This is a genomic window from Caulobacter sp. FV2ps19, assembly GCF_058681035.1.
This window is the reverse complement of record NZ_CM178729.1, coordinates 1,685,430-1,710,051: the sequence shown is the minus strand read 5'-3', so window position 1 is coordinate 1,710,051 and position 24,622 is coordinate 1,685,430. Positions and strand designations below refer to the sequence as shown.

Sequence of the window (24,622 nt, the reverse complement as noted above, 5' to 3'; positions counted from 1 at the left end):
AAAACAATCGATTGCAATAGGGGTGACGCTTCGCTTGCAAACGATTGCGTAGCGCGGCTTAGTGCTAACTTCAAAATGGCGCTGCAGGTGTCGATCTAGACCCTGACGACGCGCCGACCTGGGAGGAGTCAAGGATGAGACGATCGCCACGGCGTTGGATCCACGTTGCGCGCAGCGCACTTGTCGCAGCCTGCGCGCTTATGGCCGGGGCGACCACCGCTCTGGCGCAGGGGCCAGGAGCGCCCAAGGTCGGCATTGATCCGGACGGCACGGTGCACGCGCCGGCCATGAGCGTGCCGGTCTCCAGCCTTCTGAGCCCGCAAGCCCAGGCCTATGTCGCCGAGCACCTTCGCCAGATGCAGCAACCTGAAATGCTGGGTGAAAAAGACGGCGTGCCGATCTTCATGCAACCCTATCTGGCTCGCCAGCGGGTTCTGTTCCCGCACGACAAGGTCGACACTCAGCTGGGCGGCGTGCACGTCTACGACTACACGCCCAAGGCCGGCGTCGCCCCGGAAAACAGCGATCGGGTGCTGATCAACCTGCATGGCGGCGGGTTCATGGCCTGCTTCCCGGGTTGCGCCGAGCTGGAATCAATCCCCCTGACGGCGCTGGGTCGCATCCGCGTTGTCGCCGTCGACTATCGGCAAGGCCCCAAGCATCGCTTCCCCGCGGCCAGCGAGGACGTGGCGGCGGTCTATCGCGAGCTGCTAAGGACCTACCGCCCTCAGAACATCGGCATCTATGGTTGCTCCGCCGGCGGCATGCTGACGGGTATGTCCGTCGCCTGGTTCCAGGCCCACGGCCTGCCGCGCCCTGGCGCCATCGGTATCTTCTGCGCGGGCTCGACTGTGTCGAGCTCGGGCTTTGGAGGCGACGCAGACTTCGTTGCCGGCCCGATCGGCGACGCCCGCCCGCCGGCGCCCTGGCCGCCCGCGCAGCCTGGCGCCCAGGGGTCCGCCCTGCCCTATCTGGCTGGAACAGACCCCAAGGACCCCCTGGTGGCGCCCGCGGCCTCTGACGCGGTGCTTGGCCAGTTCCCGCCGACCTTAATCATCACCGGCACCCGAGGCTTTGAGCTCAGCTCGGCGGTCTATACCCACACCCAACTGGTGCGGCTTGGCGTCGATGCCGACCTGCACGTCTGGGAAGGCCTGTTCCACGGGTTCTTCTACAATCCCGATGTTCCAGAATCGCGCCAAGCCTATGACGTGATGTGGAAGTTCTTCGACAAGCGCCTCGCGCGTTAGTCAAAGCCCCCTTGAGCTGACGCCACGCCCCGCTTTGGCGCGGCGTCAGCGCCCGGGTCAGGATTTCGTGATGCCGAATACAACCGTGGACGCTTTGCCCGAAGGCTGGGAGCGCCTGGCCGCGCCCTCCGGGCGCGGCCAGCTCTACGTCTATCGCCGCCTTGCCTCGCGTCACCTGCCGTCGCGCGACCTCTATGTCTGGGTTCCAGACGGTGTCGCAAAAGGCCAGCCCCTGCCGGTGCTCTACATGCAGGATGGCCAGAACCTGTTCGATGCCAGGCTGGTGCCCTTCGGCATAGCCTGGGAGGCCGACGCCAGCGTCTCCAGACTGGTGGACGCCGGACGCATCGCGCCGACCATCATCGTCGGCGTGGCCTGCACCGAGGATCGCTTCGCCGAATATGCGCCGGAAATGATCCTGGATCGCCTCACCGCCTCCGCCCTTGGGGCCGTCAAAGCGGCCTGGCCGGGGGCGCCGCGATCGGCCGCCTACGGGCGCTTGCTGGTCGAAGACATCAAGCCTTTCATCGACAGAACCTTCCCCACCCTGCCCGGCCGCCAGAGCACCCATATCGCCGGCGCCTCGATGGGCGCGGTGATCGCCGCCGAACTCCTGTCGCGCTATCCTGACGTTTTCGCTGGCGCGGCCCTCTTGTCAGCCCATTTCAGCCTGCTGCCGGTCACAGAAACCGAGGTGCTGCCGCCAGCCTTCCGCCAGGATGTCGCGCAAGCTGTTGGCCAGTTCGCGTCCAACCAGATGCCGCAGGCGGGGAAGCACCGCCTCTGGCTCGACCGCAGCACACTGAGCATCGACCGCTTCTACGGTCCATCGCATGACGCCTTTGTCGCCGCCCTGCTGGCGCGAGGCTACTGCAAGGGGCTGGATCTGAGCGTGCAGGTCTATCCAGGCGTCGGCCACGACGAAGGTGCGTGGCGCCAGCGCCTGGACGACGCACTCGGATTCCTGCTCGCCCCCTCTTGAAGCATGAAAGCCCAAAAGGGTGAGCCGTTTGGGCCTCAGCCACGCTTCAACGTGAGATCTCCAAGAGGGCTCCAGAGTCCTGCGCCGCCCTCAGGCCCGCACGCGAACGCGCGCACGGGCCTGGCGTGTCGTCAGCTTGTAGCCAAGCTTTTCTGAGGCATGCCTGGCCGCCCACCGGCCCAAAGCGCGCAGACCGCGGCGGCCGCCATCAGAACGCCGCTGAGCATCAACACGCGACGGGCGTCTCCGCCGAGCAAGCTGTCGAAATAGAACGGCATGGTCAGGGCGTTGAGCAACATGGGTATGACGATCATCATGTTGAAGATGCCCATATAGACGCCGGTGCGCTCGGGCGGGATGCTTTCAGACAGGATGATATAGGGGTTGCCCATGATGCTGGCCCAGCCGAGGCCGACGCCGATCGCGGGCAGAAACAGCCAGGCCTTCTGGGTTATATGCGGGATGGTGAACATCCCGATTCCCGCGGCCAGTAGACAAGCCGCGTGCATGACGGCCGCGCCGTATCGACGGGTGAACGGCACCAGGGCAAAGGCCGCAACAAAGGCTACGCCGTTGTAGAAGCCGCCGACCTCGCCATTGTCCAGCACCGCCCGCCGGAAATTCTCCGACACCGGATTGGCTTCGCCATAGACCGAGCGACTGATCGAATAGATCACGTAGTTCCAGTAGGCGAACATCGCATACCACTGAAAGAGGCTCATCAGGGCCAGCTTGCGCATGGTGATGGGCATGGTGATGATGGCGTCCCAGATCTCCAGGAGCGTCGATGTCACCGTTATCGGCAAGGCCTTTAGCCTATCCCGCTCGGCCTGGCTGAGCGGCAATTCGGGCACCCGCAGGATCGACCACAGGATCGTCGTCAGTGACAGAACCGCCCCCACGGTGAAGGCCACGCGGGTAATGACCGGGATGTTGTGGGCATCCACCGCATTGATATTGAAACCAAGCATGTTGACCATAAAGGACGGCGCCAGATAGGCCAGCATTTGGCCAAGGCCCGTGAAGGCGCTTTGAGACAGAAAGCCAAACCGCCGCTGCTCGTTGGACAGTCGATCGCTGACATAGGCCCGATAGGGCTCCATGGTGATGTTGTTGCCCGCGTCGAGAATCCACAGCAGGCTGACAGCCGCCAGGATCGTCGGGCTCAGCGGCATGAAAAACAGGCCGATCGCACACAGCACTGCCCCGACAATGAAATAGGGCGTGCGTCGTCCCCACCGCGATGAGGTCCGGTCGCTCATTGCGCCGATGATCGGCTGCACCAGCAACCCTGTCAGGGGGCCGGCCAATTGCAAGAGCGGGATATTGGCTTCGGAGGCGCCCAGATAGGAATAGATCGGAGCCATATTGGACTGCTGAAGGCCAAAGCTGAACTGCAGCCCCAGGAAGCCGAGGTTCATCTCCACGATCCGCAACAGCGGCAGCCTCGGCTTGGCGATTTGGTCCATTCCTGATCCTTCCCTGGGGCGCGCTCGCCGCGCCTCGCTTATAAGATTACGCGCGCAAACAGGGTCGCCGAGACGACCACCTTTGCGCGCTTTGAGCTCTATCGATCACAAGCCCCAAAGGGGCCTTAGCCGCCGGCCGTCGCAGCAAAGCGGCGTTGCAACCAAAGATCGAAGATCGAAAGCCACTGACCGTCCGGAGCGTTGGGCGAGCCCAGGCCAAAGCCGTGCCCTCCCTCTTCCACAAGGTGCGCCTCGGCTGCGACACGCGCCTCGCGCAAAGCCGCAAGCATCATCAGGCTGTTTTCAGGAGGGACGGCGGTATCGTCCAGGGCATGGACCAGAAAGGTCGGCGGCGTCTGGGCCGTAACATGGCCCTGCGGCGAACGCCTGACGACCAGATCCCGATCGGGCGCAGCGCCCAGCAGAGACAGTCGGGTCTGCGGATTTGTGTAGGGCGGCTCAAGCGTAATGACCGGATAGATCAGACCCACCGCCGAAGGGCGCGCATCAAGCGCATCGGCGGCGTCACGCGCCACATAGAGCGGCTCTGCATAGCCGGTGGCCAGCGAGGCGATCAGGTGACCACCTGCCGAAAATCCCAGCGCCGCAACCTGATCGGTCTGCAAGCCAAACCGCTGGGCGTTGGCGCGGATGAGCCGGATCGCCCGCTGGGCATCCTGCAACGGCACGTCCCAGCGCTCGTTCCAACCTTCACCCGGCAAGCGATAGACCAGCACAAAGACGGTATAGCCGCGCTGGGCCAAGGCCTCCGCGACGGCCGCGCCCTCATGTGTGCCGACGACAAAGCTGTACGCACCGCCGGGCGCCACCAGCACGGCCGCGCCATTCCCATGCTCGGGCCTGAAGACGTGCATGGCCGGCTCGGCGACATTGCGCAAAAAACCCGGCGGAGAGTCGGCAGGAACCGGCTGCGCCGTGAAGCCGCCATTCGGCGGGGCGCCCGTCCAAAGCGGCATGACCTCTGCCCGGGTCCAACTGGCCGGCAACGGCCCCAAGGCCGGCGGCGGGACCAATGCAGGGCGCTGCTGGGCCATGGCTTGCCCGCCGCATGCCACTGCGAACCCCGACAAAAGCAGCAACCGTCGCGACATCGCCCCGACGCTCAACACCGGCTCCATAGGCTCTCCTGCGGTAAGAGGACTGACGCGCCGCCTGGACATCAGGCCACCAGGGCGGCCTTAAGGGCCGCCTTCCATGCTGCTGTGAAGGCGCGAGAGACGCGCGCCTGCGGCGCGACGAAGTCAAACGCGTGAAAAGCGCCGGGAACGACCACGAGCTGGGTCGGGACGCCTGCGTTCACCAGGCGACGCGCATAGTCGATGTCCTCATCGACGAACAGATCGATCGCGCCGACACCGATGAAGGCGGGCGGCAAGCGCGTCAGGTCGGCCACCCGCGCCGGCACAGCGCCGCGCGGGACGCGGGAAGATCCCCCCGGGACACCCAGGAAGCTGCTCCAGCCGAACTGGTTGGCGGCGGCCGTCCAGCCGATGGTCCCGATTTGCGCCGGCACGGGTCGAGTGACGCCGGTGCGATCGTCAAGCATCGGATAGAGCAGAAGTTGAAACCGCACAGGGACCTCGCCGCGATCACGCGCCACGATCGCCAGGATCGCGGCGTGCCCGCCCCCCGCGCTCTCGCCCATCACCACGATCCGCGCGGGGTCCACGCCCAGCGCGCCGGCATTGCGATAGAGCCATCTGAGGGCGGCGTAGTTGTCCTCAACCGGCCCTGGATAGGCGGTTTCGGGCGACAGACGATAGTCGACATTGACCACAACGGCGTCAAATTCGGTCGAGAGCTGCTGGCAGAACGACGTCATGTTCCGGGCGCGTCCAGAGACGAACCCGCCGCCATGAATATGCAAGATCGCAGGGCGCAGGGGGCCGTCCGGTCGCGCGCCGATCACCTCCACCGGCAGGTCTGGATCGCCGGTCCGGCCCGCTATCATCCGCACGTCCACCGGCGGCGACGGCGCTACTGGCGGGGGAACCCAAAGCGACCGCACCTTGGGCAAGGTCGCGGAGGTCAAGGGGGGAGAGGGCTGGGCCAGAACCTCGGCCGCGCCGGCCCGCAGATCGGGATCGACATGCGCCAGATCCAGATCGCTCGCCGCTTGCTTGGCCCAAACAGCTCCCGGCGCCAAGACCGTGGTCAACAACGCCAGTTGCACGGCGCGCCGCGTGCCATCCATGTTCGCTTCCCCTCGGCGGACACCGCCACGCACCTGAACGATGCAATCGTTTGCCTTGATCGTATTGATACGGCAAGGCCGATAGGGGCGCAATGCGGCTTTGACAACCGGGCCCATGAAGATCGATCGCGCAGGGCCTCAGACGCAGCGTGATCCATCTTGTGAGACTCAACGCCGCCTCAGGGACGGGCCGTTAAAGGAAAAAGCCCGCCGCATACGCGGCGGGCTTGACCTAGGCAGACGTGATTGTCGCTTCGACGCCGCGGCAACGAGCGCAAAGCGACGACGTCAAAGCCTATTGGGAGGTGACGCGCAGACGCAGGCCCAGAGTTCGAGGCGTCGGGCCAGACCCCGACAGCGGGCCAGTGGTGCCAACGAAGGTCGGGCCACGCTCATCGGCGAGGTTGTTGCCGACGAACGCCACTTCCCAGTTTCCGCGCCGCACGCCGATCGTGGTGCTCAGCTGATCATAGGGCCGCGAGGTCACACCATTGGTCTGGATACGGTCTCCGCTGTGGCTCAGCGCCACGTTGCCGAAGCCCTCCAGATCGTTGGCGAAGTATCGGCTGTAATTGACGTCGAAGCGGTAGTTCTGGTCCAGCGTATTCAGCAACCGCGAACCTGGCCGGAGCAGAGGCTGCGCCGCCGCCACGACATCATTGACCGTGTCGTATTTGCTGTCGTTGAAATTGGCGACGAACCCAAGACCAAGCCCCTTGACCGGTGTGCGCCAGTGAACTTCGACGTCAACCCCCTTGGTGGTCGCATCGCCGAAATTGGCGAAACCATTCACGCCGTCAATACCGCCCGTAACGGAGGTTTGAAGGTTCGTATATTCAAGCTGATAGAGATTCAGCCCAACGGTCCAGGCTCTGTCATCATCACGCCACTTGACGCCGAACTCGTAGTTCTTTGATTCTTCAGGCTCGAGAGCAACGGTGGCGGGGACGCCGGCCAAACTCAGAGATTCGACCTGCACGCGAGATTGAACAATCCCCGGACGGAAGCCCGTAGCAGCGGAGACGAACATGGTCAGGTTGTCGCTAGGCAAATAGGCCAGATTGAGCCGCCAGGTGTTGACATCCGCCTTGGTGGGCACCGTCGAGCTATCGTCCGCGAACGAACGGTCGTCGTGATAGGTTCGCAAGCCCACCAGCGGCACAAGCTTGCCGCCGAACAGATCGTAACTGACCTCGCCAAAGAACGCGTAGTTCTTGGTGAGCGTGTTGTTGCTGGCGTTAATGTTCAAGCCGGGCCGGACGAGCGCATTGACCTGAGGCCCCTTCCCGTCCTGATAGGACGCGCCCGCAACCCAGTGCAACGGGCCGGCGGTCGTGGAATTGACGCGAATTTCCTGCGCGAACATCTTGGGCAAGAAACGGCTCGAGAAGGATCCCGCCGGCGACAGGGGAATATTGATCCCGAAGTCACCCTCCAGATTGCTGGTCGCACTCGTGACCGAGAAGCCGTCAAAGTCGACTTTTGCCGCCAAGCTCCAGAGCTTGAAATCGCCGTTCGAAAAGCCTTGCTGGCCCGCTGTATTTTGGAAATAGGGCGGCTTCACTGACGCCGTGAAACCCGTGAAATCCTGGCGCGGCTGGAAGTGCCAGTATTGCGCCCGGATCTCGACATTGTCGCGAGGACGGAACAGGGCCACGAGACGAATGTCGTCATTCTTGGCTTTGTTGACGCCCTTTTCGTCGGGCGTGCCGTCATAGGCGCCATAGTAGGCGTCGGCCCATCCGGCGTCGCGGGACGACCCGCCGCTGATCCGCACCGCCAGGCGATCCTTGACGAGCGGAATCGAAATCGCGCCCGAGACGCCATAGTTCAAACCGTCAGCGCCGACCGTATCGGACGCTTCGGTTTCGATGGCGTACTGCATTTCATTGAGGTCTGGATCGCGCGTGTGAAAAATGAACACGCCGCCGGAAGACCCTTGGCCGTAAAGTGTTCCTTGGGGGCCCCGCAGAACTTCAACGCGGTCCATGTCGATAAACCGCACCGGCGGCGCAATACCGAAGTTGGTGACGATGAAGGGCACGTCGTCAAGATAGTAGCCCAGCGGCGAGTCGCCATTCTGGGTGACACTGCCGCGAAGATTGTAGAAGCGGGAGCCCACCGACTGGCGGAACCCTTCAAAGGCGCCTGGAATGGTCGAGACCAGGTCACCGACACTGCCAATATTGCGGGCCTTCAACTCTTCGCCCGAAAAGGCCTGTATCGCCATCGGCACGGTTTGGAGCGTCTGCCCCCCCGTTTTCGAGGCGGTGACAACCACTTCCTGAACGGTGCCGCCTGAGCGTTCAGAAGCCTGCCCGGCCTCATTCTTCGCGCTTGCGGTTTCCTGGGCCTGCGCAACGCCATAAGACGCGCACATAGCCAAGGCCGCGGCGCTCACCGCGAGCCATTTCTGACTTTGCATTCTTCTACCTCCCCTAACGTCTGAGCGCGTTGCGTCGCTCCTCCCCCGCTCTTGTTGTTGGCGGGAGTTACGCCTCAGCCATTTCGATGTTTGCTTGCTGGCGACGATCGACAGTGGCCTGCAAACGATTGCGCGTCAACCCGGACTTGGCGGCAGGGCGAGCCCCCACCCCTTTTGTCAGGCTTTTGGGCGGCTGACGCCCGTAGGAGCGGAGGAAGGCGCTCCTGCAACCTCAAGCCTGGACCGCTTCCCGTGCTGATCGACAATCGATTGCTAGTTGTTAAGGCAGGCCTTTGTCCTGCCGGCCGTGGCAGGGCAAGCCAGACTGGCCGCCGCCCAACCGCGCTAAGGCAGTTGGGCCTCGCTGGCCGTCGAGGCCCTGTTGGTGAGCGTGGGTGTCAGCAGGACCGAAGCGATCGCTTCATCGCGCATCAAAGCAAAGAGCGTCTCGACAAGCGCCTGAGCGCCCTTTGCCAGGTCTTGTCGGATCGACGTGAGCGGCGGCAGGGTATGGCGTGCGATATCCAGGTCATCAAAACCGACAACCTTGACATCCCCGGGCACCGATCGGCCGTGGTCGGCCAAGGCTTGAATGGTCATCATGGCAATGGTGTCGGAAGCGGCAAAAATGCCATCGACCCGATCGGCGATGCCCAGATAGTCGGAGATGGTCGCCAAAGCCATTTCGGGAACGAAGTGAACTGGCAGAAGCGCGCCGGCCACGCCGTCGCCTGCAGCCTTGATCGCGTCGCGGAAACCGCCCAGGCGCTCTTCGACCTCAGGCACCGTGGGGTCGCCGAAAAAGGCCAGTTTGCGACAGCCTTGCTGAAGCAGGTGTTCGGTCGCCAGACGGCCGCCCAAGCGATTGTCGCTTCCCACCGTGAGATAGGCGTGTCCGTCGATCTGAGCGCCCCAAACCACCATGGGCTTGTAGCTTCGGGCGATCTGATCAAGGACCTGCGCCTGATCGGACTGCCCGATGACAATGATTCCATCCACCCGACCGGACTGGGCGATGCGATCGAGCCATTCAACATCACTGGGCACAACCCGGCTCAGCAGAACATCGTAGCCATGATCGGCCAAAAGATCGGCTACATGGCTGATCAGCGTCATGAAGAAGGGGTCAGAGAGATGCTGGGTCCGCTCATGCCCCAGGGGCACCACAACGCCGATCGCGCCGGTCCGTCCGATCCTCAGATTGCGCGCTGTGGTGCTGGGCTTGAACTGAAGATCGGCGGCCAGTTTTTGAATGCGTTCACGGGTCGCTGACGACAGATGGCCGGCGCCCGTCAGGGCGCGCGAAACCGTCGCTGTCGACACGCCAGCGATCTTGGCCAGTTCTTGAATATTCTGAGGTCGGGCGCCGTTCGGTTTGGACGCGGGCCGAATCTTGGGGGGCAAGGCAACCTCAATGAAAGAAGCATAGGCGGATCAGCGGACGCCAATGATGCCTTTTCGTCAAGGTCGCCACGCCAAACCCGCCCCTAATGGCTAGTTCGATTCAGCCGCCTGTTCCAGATCGAGCAAGCCCTCGATGATTGCGGTTTCCGCACACCCCGACTTTAACCTGGAAGAAACCACCTCGAAGGTGTTCTGGCCAAAAGCCTCATCGTGGGGGATGTAGCCAGACGGCGCCATGCCATTGGTCAGCGTCGCCATCATCGTGCGGCTCGATCCGCTCCTGGCCTTGAAGCGCTGGGCGATCGGATTGAATACCTCTGCGTTGACGCCGCCGATCTCAATGTTGCCGATCTTCAGCAAGCTCAAGCGGATCGGCACATCGGGCCCGTCGGAATAGACGCCGGGATAGCCGGCGCGGCCCTTGTCCGTGCGTACCCGGCCGGGGCATGTCACCGTCTTGGAGGCGCCGAAGATGCGTGGATTGGCCTCGGGTCTATCCAGAACGTCGCGGCCAACGCGCAGGACCTCTTCGCCGAGCATCTGCCCCATGGACTCGACCATCTGGCGCTGTTGGGTCATCAGTCGCGCGACCTGAGGATCTTGCTTGTTGAGGCCTTGACCGCCAGGCGGCATCGCATTGCTGATGTTTTCCCCGCGCTTGGCGTAGTCGGCGATGCGGATGTTGCGCAGGTCATAGGTCTGCTGGAAGAAGATCGGGTTTTGATCGCCCGCAGCGCCTTCACCCCAGATCGCAACCGCATCCTCGCCCAGAGACGCTTCGATATAGCGCGAAGCCGCCCCGGGAATGTCGCCGCTGACCTGATCGAGTTGCCCGTTCACGACCGCGTGGACGGCGTAGTTGTAATAGACCGCGATCGGTTGACCGGATGTCGAGGTGATATTGACGACAGCGACGGTCTTGTCGGAGGGGCCCTCATAGTTTGGCCCCTCCCACCAACGATGGGTTTTTGGATCGACGATGTTACGGTTGATGTTGATGTAGGAGACACCCTGGCCATAGGCGATCGTCGCCGGCTGCAGCTTTGCCGCCGCCTGGCGCAGGGCCGCCACGATCTTTTCGTCAAGCTGCGGAACCACCCACGGAACGCTGTGGGAATGCGTGGCGGTCAGCATCAGGTTCGTCGATGCAATGCCCAAGCCTTGCGCGCCCTGGACGACGGCAGCCCAGGTGGAGTCAGGCATGGCGCCGATGTCCACGGTCACCAGGGCCGCCCTCTGGCCGGCGTTCTCAAGCACCGCGGCGCGCACATGGATAGCGTCATTGACCCCTTCATAACCCTTTGGCAGTTGGGCCTTGGAGGGCGTGATCTCGACCCTCGCCGCCCCCGCACGAAGCGAAGTCGCCACCGGCTCGCTGAGCGCGGGGGCCGAGTGCAGAGCCATCAACGATGCTGTTATCGCCAGAACAGGGTAGTTCACGGTTTCTCTCCCATAATTTTTTGTTGTTAGTAGTACCGAACTGACAATCGATTGCAACGCGCTGCCAGACCATCGAGGCGACCGGGGTCCCGCGCTCAGAGGACGCGAGCCTGGCGAGAAGAGTCGCGATCAAACTGACGCCCGGATCGGCGCCCTTGGAAACTGACGGCCGCGTCGCGATCTAGGCCTCGAGTTCAGCCCGATCATCCGCCAGACGCAGGCGGAGCGTCGGCGCGAAGGTGGCGCCGAAATGGCGGGGGCCTTGCGCGTCTCTTCCCCGTCCCCAGTCATCGACAAAACTGGTCACGGAAAGATCTGGAAGCACCAGCCAGCTATAGGCCTGGCGCGGCGCAGCCGGCGGATTTGCGAAGACCAATCCCGTACCGTTTAGCGGTCGCCAACCGCCGGCAAGGCTGCTGGAGACCATGCCATAAAGGCCCGTGGGCGCGTGACCCAGCTCTGGAGCAAAGACATGGGTCTGGGTTGACCAGAATAGATAGTAGAGACCGCCCTGTGAGACGACATGGGGCCGCTCCAGTTCATTATTGACGCCGGTGGCGTCGACCAGAGGCGGCACGAGACGCCAATCGTCCGCCGCGCCAGATAGCGACACGGCCGCACCGATCACGCCGTTGAACGGCGAACGTGCTTTGGCCGCAGAGCCCGCAAAGAACAGGTAGTGGCGGCCGTCCTGAGGATCCTGGAAATAGGCCGGATCGCGGAAGGCCTTGATCGTCCCAAGGACGCCCACGCCGCCGTCGCTGGCCATATAGTGGGCCGGATCGCGCGCGACGACCTCCCGCAGGTCCCGCCAATCTGAAAACAGCATATCTTCACCGGAACGCTGCAGGGTGGCGCGTGCGCTGAACAGCCTTTGCTCGAACGTCAGCGCTGCCTCCCCCCTTTGTCCGGTGGCGGTAAAGTAAAGAGTCAGGGCGCGCTGATCATCATCAAGCACCGCCGACCCAGACCATTCCCGGCTGCCGGGCGAAAAGCCTTGCGGCATAAGCGGACCAAGATGGCGCCAGCCTGAGGCGTCATGCTTGAGAAGATGAATGCGCGCATGCCCGTGCCGATCGTCGGGGTTGTCAAATCGAGGCGCCCCCAGGGCCATCCACAAGGTCACGCCTTGGCCAAACGCGACCGGCGCGCCGGCCCTGGTCTGGACAGGCCACGCGTCCCAGATGTCCAGATCAGGCGCGATACGGACAAAATCGGCCTGGGCAATCAACGGCGCAGCGCGGATGTCGCCGCTGACGATCTGCGCCACATGCGCGGCCTCCCAGCGATCCGAAGACGCGCGGCCATCGGCGACTGCCGAGAAAGATAGACTGGACATGCGTTCTCCTGGCCGGACGTGAAGCAGACCTGCCCCAACCCGGCGGGTGTAGAAGAAACAGATTGATGTGGCAAACGATTGCCACATCAATCTTGGAGGCTATTTCTCAAGTTGCAAGGGCGTAAAGCCGCTAGGGTTGGATCGTTGACGGCGCACGGCAGGCAATCAGCTCATCAACGACGGCAGGATCAGCAAGGGTTGAGGTGTCGCCCAGGTTTGCAAGATCATTGTCGGCGATCTTGCGCAGGATGCGTCGCATGATCTTGCCCGACCGGGTCTTTGGAAGACTTGGCGCGAACTGGAGGGCGTCAGGACTCGCCAGAGGGCCAATCTCTCGGCGCACCCACAAAACCAAGTCTCGGTTCAAGGCTTCTGAGGGCTCAACACCAACATTGAGGGTGACGTAGCAATAGATCCCCTGCCCTTTTAGATCATGCGCCATGCCCACGACGGCCGCCTCAGCGACGGCGGGGTGCGCCACAAGAGCGGATTCGATCTCGGCCGTGCCCAAGCGATGGCCTGAGACATTGATGACATCGTCCAGGCGTCCCGTAATCCAGTAGTCGCCATCGGCGTCGCGACGGCACCCATCGCCGGTGAAATAGGTTCCGGGGTATGTCGAGAAGTAGGTCTGGAAAAACCGCCCGTGGTCTCCGTAGAGACTGCGCATTTGGCCCGGCCAACTGTCGGCAATGCACAGCGCGCCTTCTGCAGCGCCCTCCAACACCTTGCCGGCAGCGTCCATCAAACAGGGTTGAACGCCGGGCATGGGCTTGGTGGCCGACCCCGGCTTGAGGGGCGTCGCCCCCGGAAGGGGCGCAATCAGGACCCCTCCGGTCTCGGTTTGCCACCAGGTGTCAATGACGGGGCATCGGCCTTCTCCAACGACGCGATGGTACCAGTGCCAGGCTTCCGGATTGATCGGCTCACCAACCGTGCCCAAGAGCTGAAGAGAGGCGCGCGAGGTCGCCTGAACCGGGCCCTCTCCCTCGCGCATCAGGGCGCGAATGGCCGTCGGGGCGGTGTAGAGAATATTGACCTGATGCTTGTCGGTGATGCGCCACAAGCGCGATGCATCGGGGTATGTGGGCGTCCCCTCAAACATCACCGTCGTCGCGCCGTTGGCCAGGGGGCCGTAGACGACATAGCTGTGCCCGGTCACCCAACCGATATCGGCCGTGCAGAAATAGATCTGGCCGGGGCGGTAGTCGAAGACCGCTTCATGCGTATAGGCCGCCCAGACCAAATAGCCTCCCGTCGTATGCAGCACGCCCTTGGGTTTGCCCGTTGAGCCGGAGGTATAGAGGATGAAAAGCGGGTCCTCAGCGCCCATCGGCTCGGGCGGGCAGTCGGGACCGACCTTGGTCCGCTCCACGTCATAGGCGAAGTCACGCCCGGGCTGCATCGGAACGGGCGCCCCGGTGCGGCTCGTGACAATCACCGCCCTTACCTCGGGACAGTGCGCAAGCGCTTGGTCGACATTGGCCTTGAGCGGCGTTCGACGGCCGCCGCGGACGCCTTCGTCGGTGGTGATCACCACCTGGGATCCGCAATCCTGAATGCGGCTGGCCAGGCTTTCAGGGGAGAAGCCTCCGAACACGACCGAATGGACCGCGCCGATGCGAGAGCAAGCCAGCATGGCGAAGGCCGCCTCCGGGACCATCGGCATGTAGAGTGTGACCCGGTCGCCCTTCTTGACGCCATGCGCCTTGAGGACGTTGGCGAAGCGGCAAACCTCGGCGTGGGCCTGCGCGTAGGTGATCAGGGTCTGCTGGTCGGGTTCGTCACCCTCATAGATAATTGCAACATCGTCCGCTCTGTGCGGCAGGTGCCTGTCCAGGCAATTGGCCGAGACGTTCAGCACGCCGTCGGCAAACCAACGGATACGGAAATCCGCCTGGTGGAACGACACGTCCTTGATCTGGGTCGGAGCCTTGATCCAACTGAGCCGCCGCGACATTTGCTCCCAGTAGAGGCTGGGATCCTGACGGGCGTGCTGGATTGCAGCCTCATAACCCGCCGCATCAATATGGGCGCCTTGCGCCCAGTCATGCCGTACGGCGAACTTGTTTCCTGGCACATTCTACTCCGGATCAGGACATCGCGTGGGGTCCTGCAAAAGGCCTCCCGCGAAGATCACCTGCGTGATCTTCGCGGGAGCAGTCGCCTTGCAGGTCAGGCGATCGGTTGGCGCTGCGGCGACGCACACATTGTCGTGCGCGCATCGAGCGTTGTTGAGGATTGGGGACCCTTGCCGTGGCTAGGCCCACGACGGGTTGGTGAGTTGCAGCGCCCTCTAGCGGCTGAAGTGGACAAGATCGATTGCGGCGCCCATGGCCTGGTTTCCTGCATCGTTGGGATGGATGTGGTCGCCTGGATCGAAGTCGGCGCGAAGCCGCATTGGCTGAGCCGGATCGCGCACCGCCGCATCAAAGTCGGTGACCGCGTCGAACCGCCCACTGGTCCTGATCCAGTGATTGACGGCTTGGCGCATCGCTTCGCCTTCCGGCGTGTGCAGCCACACGCCCTCCGTGGGCATGATGGTCAGGCCCATCACCTTGATGCCATGCAGGTGGGCCTTCTCGATGAACTGGTTGTAGCCATCGATGATCTGCTCGGCGGTCGTGTGCTCGGCGAGCGGCGATCCGGGCATCACTGTCATGTTGATGTCGTTGACCCCCTCAAGCAGAACGATCCACCGCACGCCCGGCCGGCTCAACACATCACGATCAAACCGGGCCATCGCGCTGGCGCCCGCGCCGTCCCGTCGAAGGCGATTGCCTGAAATGCCGACATTGATGACGCCCCACCCTTGAGTTTGGGAATCGGCGCGCAGTCTTCGCCCCAGGACTTCGGGCCATGTCGCGTGCGCGCCCGGCGTCGTGGCGAAGCCGTCGGTGATCGAGTCGCCGAACGCCACGATAACGCCCCGGGGGTTGTCGGCCAGGACCTCCACACCCGCGAGCCAGAAGTAGGACCGCACGACATTGGGCGCCTCTAGCGTCGTCGCACCAGTCGTGTCGCCGCTTGTGATGTAGGTGGGATTTAGGCCGACGGGATGGACCGTCAGGCCTTCGGTCTGGGCCGGAACATAGAGCGACACCGCCAGTTCCTGCCCCGCCGACACGGGCAGAGCTATGGCGTCGCTGACGATCATCGCCCCCGGCGGAATCGTCACAGTCGCCTTGCCGCCAAAGCTGACGACGCGGTCGGAACTGGGGACGATCGCGGCGTCCTGGGCTCGGATCGCGATATGCGCGGCGGCGATGATCAAAGGGGAGCGCCCCTGGGCGTTGGAAAGCTGTATGCGGACGGCTTTTCCGCCCAGGCTTGTCTGCAGGATCATGCGGACGGTTTGGTCGGCCAACCTATCGGGATAGGGAAGGATTGGCCGCGGCATGGACGCCATGGCCTTGAAGACGCTGGGGGGCGGCCGAGGCGTATTAAGGACAGGTGGCGGGGTAAGCTCCAGGGCCGTTCCCCATGAACTGACCCAGCGCTCACCGGTCTGTGGCGCGGCGGCTACCGGTTTGTCGTTCGTCGTCTCGGCGGCGTTGCCAACAGCCCCGCAAAGAAGACCGCCAACAAAGGCGGCTGTGATGAATGACTTCCACATGTCTTGCACCAGGCTGTCAAATTAATGAGAAAGCGTCTTGTCGAAGAAGTCCGCGATGACGTCGTAGGCCTCGCGAGATTCCGGCAATTGACTATTGTAGAGAAAGGCATGGGCCAGACCGTCCCAAACGTGCAGCCGCGCATCGACCTTGGCCTTGACCAACTGGTTGTGGGAATAGGTCGCCGCGCTCAGTTCCATGGACCGGGTTCCGGTGATCAGCAGCGTTGGCGGAAAGCTCGCCAGCAGCGCCGGCGACATCTCGGGATAGGCGCGCGGGTCATCGTCGGCGACGTCGGCGAGATAGGCGAAGGTCATGCCGCCGTGGGGTCGCCCCTGCACGGGCGCCGGCGGCGGCGCAGGAAAGCCGTTGAGCGGGCCGGCCAGATAGGCGGAGTCGCCGCTGACCAATTTGCCCAGCGACGCGCAGAGGACGCCGATAGCCCCTGGGCGAGGCAGATCGTTGGCCTGGAACCACCCGATCGCCTGCCCCGCCAACATGCCGCCCGCCGAGCATCCATAGATACCGATCTGAGATGGCTGGTAGGTCTTGAGCATTTCAGCATAGACGGCCGCGATGTCCTCGGACGCGGCGGGGAACTTGACCTCGGGGCTCATGCGATAATCGACGCTGACCACCTTGATGCCCATCGTGGCCGCGATCGGGATGGATTCGACGAGCGCCGCGCTGTGGGCCCCCGATAGAAAGCCGCCGCCGTGGATGTTGATCAGCACACGATGGGCATTGTCCGGCGCCACGCCATGGGCCGGCGTGACGACGTCGGTGAGCACCCCGCCGATGCGCCGCGCCTCGACATTGACGGCGTAACGCGCTCGGATCGGCGTGAGGAAGGTCTCCATGATCTCATCTTGCCGACGGCGATATCCGGCGATGTCCGCAGTGGCGCTGGGGCCGCCGGCGAAGGGGCGATCAACAAGAATGTGACGGACATAGGCCTGCGCCTCGGGACTGGTGCGGTCTGACAGCGGCACAGTCAGACCATTGATAGTCACCGCGCCTTGAGCGCTGACATCAAGGCCGGCCGCGTGAGCGGCCTCTTGGGTCAAGCTCAGAGCCATCATCGTCGCGATCGCGACAGCTCCCAACCCGACCATCGATCGGATCGCCTTTTTTCGATCCAGACCGCGGAGACGATGCCGCCGGCCTTCAAATCCCGGACCAGGGATCGGCTGAGTGGCCGCAGGGTTCTGACCGATCGCTCCGGTTCCACGACCTTGCACGGCGATTATAGGCAATCGATTTTTCACCCAGACCTCCCCCTAGATTGTCGTTGGCAGGCGGCGGATCCCTCTGCGGGGAGCCTTCCGCCTCGAATCCTTTAGGCCTATTCCCAGGCTTAAAGCAATCGTTTGCTCATTCGCACTTCGTCGCGCTACATCTCTTGAAAAGAACAGGGAGGCCCGTTCATGAGCGACACACGCATGGACCCCAGAGTTTTGGATAGAGTGCTCGACGACCCCGAGTTTCAAAGGCTGGTGGCGCGACGCGGCCGCCTGCGTTGGGTTTTGACGGTTGCGATGCTGGTGGCCTATTTTGGCTATATTGGCGTGATCGCTTTCGACAAATCGATCATGGCCCACAAGGTCGGAGCCGGCGCGATGTCCATCGGCATTCCGGTGGGCCTGGCGCTGATCGCCTTCACCGTGCTGATCACCGGTGTCTACGTCGTGCGCGCCAATGGTGAGTTCGACCGACTGACCCGCCAGATCGTCGAAAGGGCTTCGCGATGAGCCGTTGGCGCCCCCTCGCCTGGATGGTCGCCCTGACCAGCCTGCCGCTCGCAAGCGTCGCCTCGGCCGCCGGTCTGGACGGCCAAGCCCAACGTCAGCCGCTCAACTGGACCGCCATCGCCATCTTCGCAGCCTTCGTGGCGCTCACCCTGTGGATCACCCGCTGGGCCGCGGGTCGGACCAAGACCGCGTCGGATTTTTACACCGCCGGAGGCAAGGTTACGGGCTTCCAGAACGGATTGGCCATCGCCGGCGACTTCATGTCAGCCGCCTCATTCCTGGGTATTTCGGCCCAGATTTTCACCGATGGCTATGACGGGCTGATCTATTCGATCGGCTTCCTGGTCGGCTGGCCCATCCTGATGTTTCTGATGGCCGAAAAACTGCGCAATCTGGGCCGCTTCACCTTCGGTGACGTCGCGTCCTATCGCTTCGCCCAGGCGCCGGTGAGAACCTTCGCCGCGTCCAGCACCCTGATTGTCGTGATTTTCTACCTGATCGCTCAGATGGTCGGGGCGGGGCAACTGATCCAGCTGCTGTTTGGCCTGCCCTATCGCTACGCCGTGGGCGTGGTTGGCGTCCTGATGATCCTCTATGTGCTGTTTGGCGGCATGACCGCCACAACCTGGGTGCAGATCACCAAGGCCGTACTGCTGCTGGGCGGCGCGAGTTTCATGGCCTTCATGGTGATGGCCTCGGTCGGCTTTTCGCCAGATGCGCTCTTCGCCCAGGCGATTGAGGTGAAGACTCAACTGGCCGCCAAGGCGGGCGCCAATCCGCAAGAGGCCGCGCGGTTGGGCGACGCAATCATGGGCCCGGGCGGCTTCCTGAAGGATCCGATCTCGGCCATTTCCTTTGGAATGGCGCTGATGTTCGGCACAGCCGGCCTGCCGCATATCCTGATGCGCTTTTTCACGGTTCCCGACGCGCGCGAAGCCCGCAAGTCCATTCTGTGGGCGACGACCTGGATCGGCTATTTCTACGTCCTGACCTTTATCATCGGCTTTGGCGCTATCGTTCTTGTCGCCAGCAATCCAGCGTTTCTGACGCTCGAAGGCGGCTTGAGAGGGGGCGGAAACATGGCCGCGATCCACCTGGCGCAGGCGGTCGGGGGCAACATCTTCCTCGGCTTCATCTCCGCCGTGGCCTTCGCCACCATTTTGGCCGTGGTCGCAGGCCTGGCGCTGTCGGGCGCTTCGGCGATTTCCCATGATCTCTATGCGACGGTGTTCAAGCACGGCGCGGCCACGTCTCGTGACGAGCTGCGCGTGTCACGCGCGACCACCGTGGTCCTGGGCCTGATCGCGGTCGTGATGGGCATCCTGTTCGAGAAGCAGAACGTGGCCTTCATGGTCTCCCTGGCCTTCGCCCTTGCGGCGTCGGGCAACTTTCCCGTCCTCCTGCTGGGTTTGTTATGGAAAGGCTGCACGACCCGCGGCGCCGTCATTGGCGGTTTCCTGGGCCTGACCACCGCCCTGGTGCTGATGATCCTCTCGCCATCGATCTGGGTGACAGCCTTGGGGCACGACAAGGCGATATTTCCTTTCACCTCACCCGCCCTGTTCTCCATGACGGCCGGGTTCTTGGGCATATGGCTCTTCTCCGTCCTTGACCGGAGCCCAAGGTCGGTCGTGGATCGCGACGGCTTCAGCGAACAGTTGGTTCGGTCCGAAACGGGTATTGGCGTCAGCGCCACCGTGGATCACTAGCCAACGTCCATCGACAGGAACGGCGCCGGCGGGGCTATCCCCCGACCGGCGCCTCGGCCTCCGCACAGGGGCCGATGAGCCACTTGTCGCGCCCGCGATCGCGGGCGCTTCAGCTACCGCCGGCTCTACGACACCCTGCGCTTTTCAAGTTTCCGCGCCAGCGTCCGCCGATGCATGCCCAGGCGCCGGGCGGTTTCGGAGATGTTGAAGTCGGTCTCCACCAGGGTCTGGTGGATACGCTCCCATTCCAGGGTCTTGATCGACGTCGCACGTTCGACGATCGGCGCACTTGCATCCCCGCTCGAGGCCTTGTCGAACGCGGCCAGGATGTCGTCGGTATTGGAGGGCTTGGCGAGGTAGTGGCAGGCGCCCAGCTTGATGGCCTCGACCGCCGTGGCGATGCTGGCGAAGCCGGTCAGGACGACGATCAGCATCTCCGGATCATGGGCATGCAGCGCCCGGACACAGGCCAGGCCCGATTCACCCGCAAGCTTGAGGTCGACCACGGCGTACCGGGGCGAGAAATCCGCCAGCAGATCGCGCGCGGTTTCGAGGCCCTGGGCGTGGACAACGGCGAAACCCCGCCGCTCGAAAGAACGCTTCAGCGCCCCCGCGAACTTGGCGTCATCCTCGATGAGGATCAGGCGACGGTCATCGCTCATTTTGACGCCTCGATCCGCAAGGAGGCCAAAGGGAGGGTCAAGGTCACGCGCGCGCCGCCGCTCGAGCGGTTGGCCGCCTTGGCCGCGCCCCCCAGCTTGCGGACGACGTTGACGACAAGAAACAGGCCCAGTCCGCCGCCGGCCCTGCCCTTGGACGAGTTGTAGGGCTTGCCGAAATCAGACAGGGCGGTCGGCTCGAAACCCGGCCCTTCGTCCTCCACGAGGATGATGAGGTCGCCACCCTCGACCCGCGCCCCGATCTTCGCTCCGTTGGGCGAGGCTTCGGCGGCGTTGTCGAGCACGTTGTGGATCACCTGCTTGAGTGCGGAATCCGAGACGATCGAGACCCCGGACGGCAGGTCGGCCTCATAGGCCAGGCCGTCGCCGGCGCGGCTGTTTCGCCAGTCGCCGACCACTTCGTCCATGAAACCGCTCAGCGTCGTCACGTGCTGTTCGCCGCCCCGCGCTTCGCCCGCCGACAGCAGCACGCCCGTGACGATGGTCTTGCACCGCAGAACCTCGGCCCGCATGTCCTCCAGTTCCTGGGCCAGTTCGGGGTCGGCGGCGAATACCGGCATGCGTCGCCAGTCGCTGAGGATCACGTCCAGCGTGGCCAGGGGCGTGCCCAGTTCGTGCGCGGCGCCGGAGGCCAGCAGACCCATGCGGACGATGTGATCCTCTTCGGCGGCGCGCTGGCGCAGATCGGCCAGGCGATCGTCGCGCCCCCTGAGATTGGCGTTGATGCGCCCGATGAAGACCACCAGCAGGATGGCGTCGATGACGAAACCGATCACCAGGCCCAGAATGAACAGGCGGAAAAAGTCCCGGTCCGCCAGGCCGGGCGCCGAGATCGGCCGATAGAGATTGGTCAGGCCCAGGAAGCACAGGCTGGTCAGCCCCACGATCGCCCAGGTCGCCCAAGCCTCCAGCAACACCGCGCCCAGGATGACGTGCAAGAGGTAGAGCAGCGTGAAGGGATTGGTCACGCCGCCGCTCAAGGAGAGCTGGGCGGTCAGGGCCAGGGCGTCGAAGGCCAGGGCCAGGAACAGGGCGTTGCGGCCCAGGGGCTGAGGGCGCTTCAAGCGTTGCAGGCTGAGCAGGTTCAAGGCCACCAGGGCGGCCAGGACGCCCACCATGGCGCCCAGCGGCAGAGCAAAGCCGAACCCGTAGTGGACGAGCAGGATCGTCGCGACCTGGCCGGCCACCGCGATCCAGCGCAGGTGGATCAGCTGCAGCATGTTCTGCCGCGCCGTGGCGTCGGCCGGGGCCGTGGCGTTGGTCGCCGCCCGAACGCCCGACAGCCACGACGCCGTTCCGTCCAGGATCAACCGCGCTGTGGATTGCATCATCAGGCTTCTAGCACGGCGCGCCGCGCGCGGCGCTCATCGATGACCAGATAGGCGCCCGCCGCCGCCGTCATCAGGGCCAGACCAAACCAGGTGAAGGCATAGACGAGATGGCTGTTTGGGAAGCGGATGACTGTCAGACCGCCCAACGGCCAGCCGCCGGGATTGGGCGTAGCGTCCGCATCGACGAAATAGGGCGCGACGTTCGCCCGCCTGCGCATCGTGGCCACCGAGGACTTCGGCGCGATGTTCGAAAGCCGCGAGCTGCGTCCGGTCTCGGTGATCCAGCTGATGCGCGCCGAGGGCGGCAATGTGCTGATCGGCGCCTTCGCCCCCCTGGCCACCTTCGCCATGTTCCATCTGGTGACGGTGTTCCCGCTGTCATGGGTCGCGCTGTACACAGACGAGCAGGTGGTGAACTTCCTGCGGATCGAGATGGTCGGCGCCTGTGTCGGCATCCTGGGCATCATGGCGTCAGGCTGGATCGCCGACCGGATCAATCGTCGCAACCAACTGGCGCTGAGCGCCCTGCTGATCGGCGCCTTCAGCCTGCTGGCCCCGCGCCTGCTGGCCGGCGGTCCGACCGGAGAAGCCATCTACCTGCTGGTGGGCTTCGCCATTCTGGGCCTGTCGTTTGGCCAGGCCGCAGGGTCGGTGAGTTCGAACTTTTCCAAACGCTATCGCTATACCGGCGCCGCCGTGACCTCCGACCTGTCATGGCTGATCGGGGCCGGCTTTGCGCCGCTGGCGGCGCTGGGCCTGGCCAGCCGCTTTGGCCTGCCGGCGATCGGGTTCTACCTCGCCTCGGGCGCGCTCTGCACGCTGGTGGCCCTGACGATCAACCGGCGTCTGCATTTGAACGATTGACCCTGAGCGCCTGACAAGCCTGGCGATCCCTCACCGAGGAGCTGCTTCCGCTTCTCCGTTTTGCGCGCCGCGCCTGGCTTGGCTTGATTTGACCGAGCCCCTAAAGAGGCGGGATGGGGCGACGTACACGACTTGTGCTTTCTTTGCTGGCCGCCTGCGCGCCCGCCTTGGCTCGGGCCCAGGAGGTCGAGGCGGTCTCGGTCTGGGGCAAGCGCGCCAATGAGCTTGGCCGCGCCGTTTCGGCCAGCGAGGGTCGGGTGGCCTTTGCCGACTTCGCCGTGCGACCGCTGCTGCGTCCCGGCGAACTGATCGAAGTCGTGCCCGGCCTGGCGGCGACCCAGCACTCCGGCGCCGGCAAGGCCAATCAGTACTTCCTGCGCGGCTTCAACCTGGATCACGGGACAGACCTCGCCGCCTCGCTCGACGGCGTACCGCTGAACCTGCCCTCGCACGGCCATGGTCAGGGCTATCTGGACCTCAACATGCTGACGCCGGAGTTCGTCCACGACGTCGCCTTCAAGAAGGGGCCCTACTCGGCCGAGAACGGCGATTTCGCCACGGCCGCCGCCGTGGCCTTCGAGACCGCCGACCACTTGCATGGCGACGGCCTGCAGGCCTGGACCGGCGAGAACGCCTATTTTCGCGGTGTGGGCTCCAAGGCCCTGAGCCCGAACGTCATGGTCGCCGCAGACGTCTCCAGCGCTCAGGGTCCATGGTCTGCGCCCGAAGATCTGCGCAAGGCCAACCTCATGGGCCGGGCTGTCGTCGGCGGCTGGTCCCTGACCGCCCTCGCCTACGGAGCCGACTGGAACGCTACCGACCAGATCCCCCGTCGTGCGGTCGAGAGCGGGCAGCTGGACCGGCTGGACGCGGTGGATGCAACCGACGGCGGCGAAACCTCGCGCTATCTTCTTTCGGCGCGCCGGCGTGACCTTCTCAAGGGCCTGGACACCGTGGTGTATGTCCAGCGCTACAAGCTGGATCTGTTTTCAAACTTTACCTACTTCCTCGACGACCCGGTCAACGGCGACCAGTTCGAACAGCTCGACGAGCGCTGGATTTACGGCGGTTCGCTGACCAAGCGCTGGCGCCTCGGCCAGGGCTGGAGCGCCCGAACCGGCGTTTCGGCCCGGATCGACGACATCGGCAAGGTCGGCCTCTACCGGACGACCGCCCGGGCGCGCCGCGAGGTCGTCCGCCAGGATTCCCTGACCGAATGGTCGACCGCGATGTGGGGCGAGGCCAGCAAGCGTTTCGGCAAGCTCGACGCCACCCTGGGTCTGCGCGCCGACGCCATGGGCGCGGACGTCCAGGCCGGAGATCCGCGCAACGCCGGCGCGGTCAGTGATGTGCTGCTCAGCCCCAAGCTGGCCCTGGCCTGGCGGGCTTCAGAGCGTTTCGAACTCTATGCCGACGCCGGTCGCGGCTTCCATTCCAACGACGCCCGAGGGGCGGTGATCACCGTTGACCCCGTCACCGGTGACCCGGCTCAGCCCGCCCCGCTGCTGTCGCCGTCGGACGGCGCGGAACTGGGACTGCGCTGGAAGGTCGAGGGTCTCACCCTGACGGCGGCGGCCTGGGCGCTGCACGTCGATTCCGAACTCGTCTATGTCGGCGACGCCGGATTCACCGAAGCGAGCGGCGCGACCCGGCGCAAGGGCGTGGAGCTTCTGGCCGACTGGCGGCCGACCGCGCGCCTGAACGTCACCGCCTCCTACGCCGGGACCCACGCCCGGTTCACCAATGGCGACCATATCCCCAATGCGGTCGGTTCCGTGCTGAGCGGCGGCGCCAGCTGGATGCTGGGCGAGGCCTCGACCCTGTCGCTCACCTATCGCCGCCTCGGCGCCGCACCGCTGATCGAGGACAATTCGGTGCGCTCAAGGCCGACAAGCCTGGTCAATGCGCTATTCGTCCAAGGCTTCGGGTCGGTCAGCCTGATGGTCGAGGTGCTCAACCTGACCAACAGCCAACGCGACGACATCGCCTATGTCTACGCCTCGCGCCTGCCGTCCGAGCCGACCGGCGGGATCGACGACATCCACTTCCATCCGGTCGAACCTCGCGCTCTGAGGGCGGGATTGAAGATCAATTTCTGACCTTTCACGACAGAAATGGGGTGATTTTCCCTTCATCTATGGCCAAGTTC

18 protein-coding genes and 1 pseudogene are annotated in these 24,622 nt (G+C 64.1%); 6 read left to right on the top strand and 13 right to left on the bottom strand.

What is annotated here, in order from left to right:
* The first annotated feature begins 134 nt into the window (after positions 1 to 134).
* Positions 135 to 1,250 (top strand): alpha/beta hydrolase, encoded by a 1,116-nt coding sequence (locus ACW18B_RS08190; RefSeq protein ID WP_492051064.1) that lies wholly within the window; start codon positions 135 to 137, stop codon positions 1,248 to 1,250.
* Positions 1,251 to 1,320: 70 nt separating this feature from the next.
* Positions 1,321 to 2,232: an alpha/beta hydrolase gene (locus tag ACW18B_RS08185; RefSeq protein ID WP_492051063.1), complete on the top strand. Its 912-nt coding sequence runs from the start codon at positions 1,321 to 1,323 to the stop codon at positions 2,230 to 2,232.
* Positions 2,233 to 2,363: 131 nt separating this feature from the next.
* On the opposite strand, the gene ACW18B_RS08180 is transcribed toward ACW18B_RS08185, so the two are convergent.
* From ACW18B_RS08180 to ACW18B_RS08135, 10 genes are all read right to left on the bottom strand, one after another.
* Complete coding sequence (locus ACW18B_RS08180) at positions 2,364 to 3,701, bottom strand: MFS transporter (RefSeq protein WP_492051061.1); 1,338 nt, start codon at positions 3,699 to 3,701, stop codon at positions 2,364 to 2,366.
* 125 nt (positions 3,702 to 3,826) lie between these two features.
* A complete protein-coding gene (locus ACW18B_RS08175) occupies positions 3,827 to 4,756 on the bottom strand; it encodes an alpha/beta hydrolase (RefSeq protein WP_492051059.1) in 930 nt (309 codons plus the stop codon).
* 125 nt (positions 4,757 to 4,881) lie between these two features.
* Positions 4,882 to 5,916 (bottom strand): alpha/beta hydrolase, encoded by a 1,035-nt coding sequence (locus tag ACW18B_RS08170; protein WP_492051057.1) that lies wholly within the window; start codon positions 5,914 to 5,916, stop codon positions 4,882 to 4,884.
* A gap of 295 nt (positions 5,917 to 6,211) precedes the next feature.
* Entirely contained in the window at positions 6,212 to 8,341 is a 2,130-nt protein-coding gene (locus tag ACW18B_RS08165; protein ID WP_492051055.1) for a TonB-dependent receptor, read from the bottom strand.
* A 345-nt stretch (positions 8,342 to 8,686) separates the two neighbouring features.
* Positions 8,687 to 9,745, bottom strand: a complete 1,059-nt coding sequence (locus ACW18B_RS08160; RefSeq protein ID WP_492051053.1) for a LacI family DNA-binding transcriptional regulator — start codon at positions 9,743 to 9,745, stop codon at positions 8,687 to 8,689.
* A gap of 90 nt (positions 9,746 to 9,835) precedes the next feature.
* Positions 9,836 to 11,185, bottom strand: a complete 1,350-nt coding sequence (locus ACW18B_RS08155) for a neutral/alkaline non-lysosomal ceramidase N-terminal domain-containing protein (RefSeq protein ID WP_492051051.1) — start codon at positions 11,183 to 11,185, stop codon at positions 9,836 to 9,838.
* 181 nt (positions 11,186 to 11,366) lie between these two features.
* Complete coding sequence (locus ACW18B_RS08150; RefSeq protein ID WP_492051648.1) at positions 11,367 to 12,524, bottom strand: glycoside hydrolase family 68 protein; 1,158 nt, start codon at positions 12,522 to 12,524, stop codon at positions 11,367 to 11,369.
* Between the two features lie 130 nt (positions 12,525 to 12,654).
* A complete protein-coding gene (gene acs / locus ACW18B_RS08145) occupies positions 12,655 to 14,604 on the bottom strand; it encodes an acetate--CoA ligase (protein ID WP_492051050.1) in 1,950 nt (649 codons plus the stop codon).
* Positions 14,605 to 14,820: 216 nt separating this feature from the next.
* Entirely contained in the window at positions 14,821 to 16,140 is a 1,320-nt protein-coding gene (locus ACW18B_RS08140; RefSeq protein ID WP_492051646.1) for an SGNH/GDSL hydrolase family protein, read from the bottom strand.
* A gap of 21 nt (positions 16,141 to 16,161) precedes the next feature.
* Positions 16,162 to 17,205 carry an alpha/beta hydrolase gene (locus tag ACW18B_RS08135; RefSeq protein ID WP_492051048.1) on the bottom strand — a complete coding sequence of 348 codons (1,044 nt, stop codon included), beginning with the start codon at positions 17,203 to 17,205 and terminating at the stop codon, positions 16,162 to 16,164.
* A gap of 360 nt (positions 17,206 to 17,565) precedes the next feature.
* Between ACW18B_RS08135 and ACW18B_RS08130 the strand changes: the two genes are divergently transcribed.
* A complete protein-coding gene (locus ACW18B_RS08130; protein WP_492051046.1) occupies positions 17,566 to 17,889 on the top strand; it encodes a DUF485 domain-containing protein in 324 nt (107 codons plus the stop codon).
* Positions 17,886 to 19,598 (top strand): cation acetate symporter, encoded by a 1,713-nt coding sequence (locus tag ACW18B_RS08125; RefSeq protein WP_492051044.1) that lies wholly within the window; start codon positions 17,886 to 17,888, stop codon positions 19,596 to 19,598. Before ACW18B_RS08130 ends, ACW18B_RS08125 begins: the two co-directional genes overlap by 4 nt.
* Before the next feature lie 125 nt (positions 19,599 to 19,723).
* Here ACW18B_RS08125 and ACW18B_RS08120 read toward each other — a convergent pair whose 3' ends face one another.
* From ACW18B_RS08120 to ACW18B_RS08110, 3 genes are read right to left on the bottom strand one after another with little or no spacing between them, the layout of a single operon-like run.
* Entirely contained in the window at positions 19,724 to 20,260 is a 537-nt protein-coding gene (locus tag ACW18B_RS08120) for a response regulator transcription factor (protein WP_492051042.1), read from the bottom strand.
* Positions 20,257 to 21,609, bottom strand: a complete 1,353-nt coding sequence (locus ACW18B_RS08115; protein ID WP_492051040.1) for an ATP-binding protein — start codon at positions 21,607 to 21,609, stop codon at positions 20,257 to 20,259. Before ACW18B_RS08115 ends, ACW18B_RS08120 begins: the two co-directional genes overlap by 4 nt.
* Complete coding sequence (locus ACW18B_RS08110) at positions 21,609 to 21,827, bottom strand: SURF1 family cytochrome oxidase biogenesis protein (RefSeq protein ID WP_492051644.1); 219 nt, start codon at positions 21,825 to 21,827, stop codon at positions 21,609 to 21,611. The genes ACW18B_RS08115 and ACW18B_RS08110 overlap by 1 nt, the downstream gene beginning before the upstream one ends.
* Between ACW18B_RS08110 and ACW18B_RS08105 the strand changes: the two are divergent.
* Together ACW18B_RS08105 and ACW18B_RS08100 are read left to right on the top strand one after the other, a co-directional pair.
* Positions 21,805 to 22,473, top strand: a pseudogene (locus ACW18B_RS08105) (MFS transporter); the annotation flags it as partial. The gene ACW18B_RS08110 and the pseudogene ACW18B_RS08105 overlap by 23 nt on opposite strands.
* A 113-nt stretch (positions 22,474 to 22,586) precedes the next feature.
* Positions 22,587 to 24,572: a TonB-dependent receptor gene (locus ACW18B_RS08100; protein WP_492051038.1), complete on the top strand. Its 1,986-nt coding sequence runs from the start codon at positions 22,587 to 22,589 to the stop codon at positions 24,570 to 24,572.
* The last annotated feature ends 50 nt before the right edge of the window (positions 24,573 to 24,622 follow it).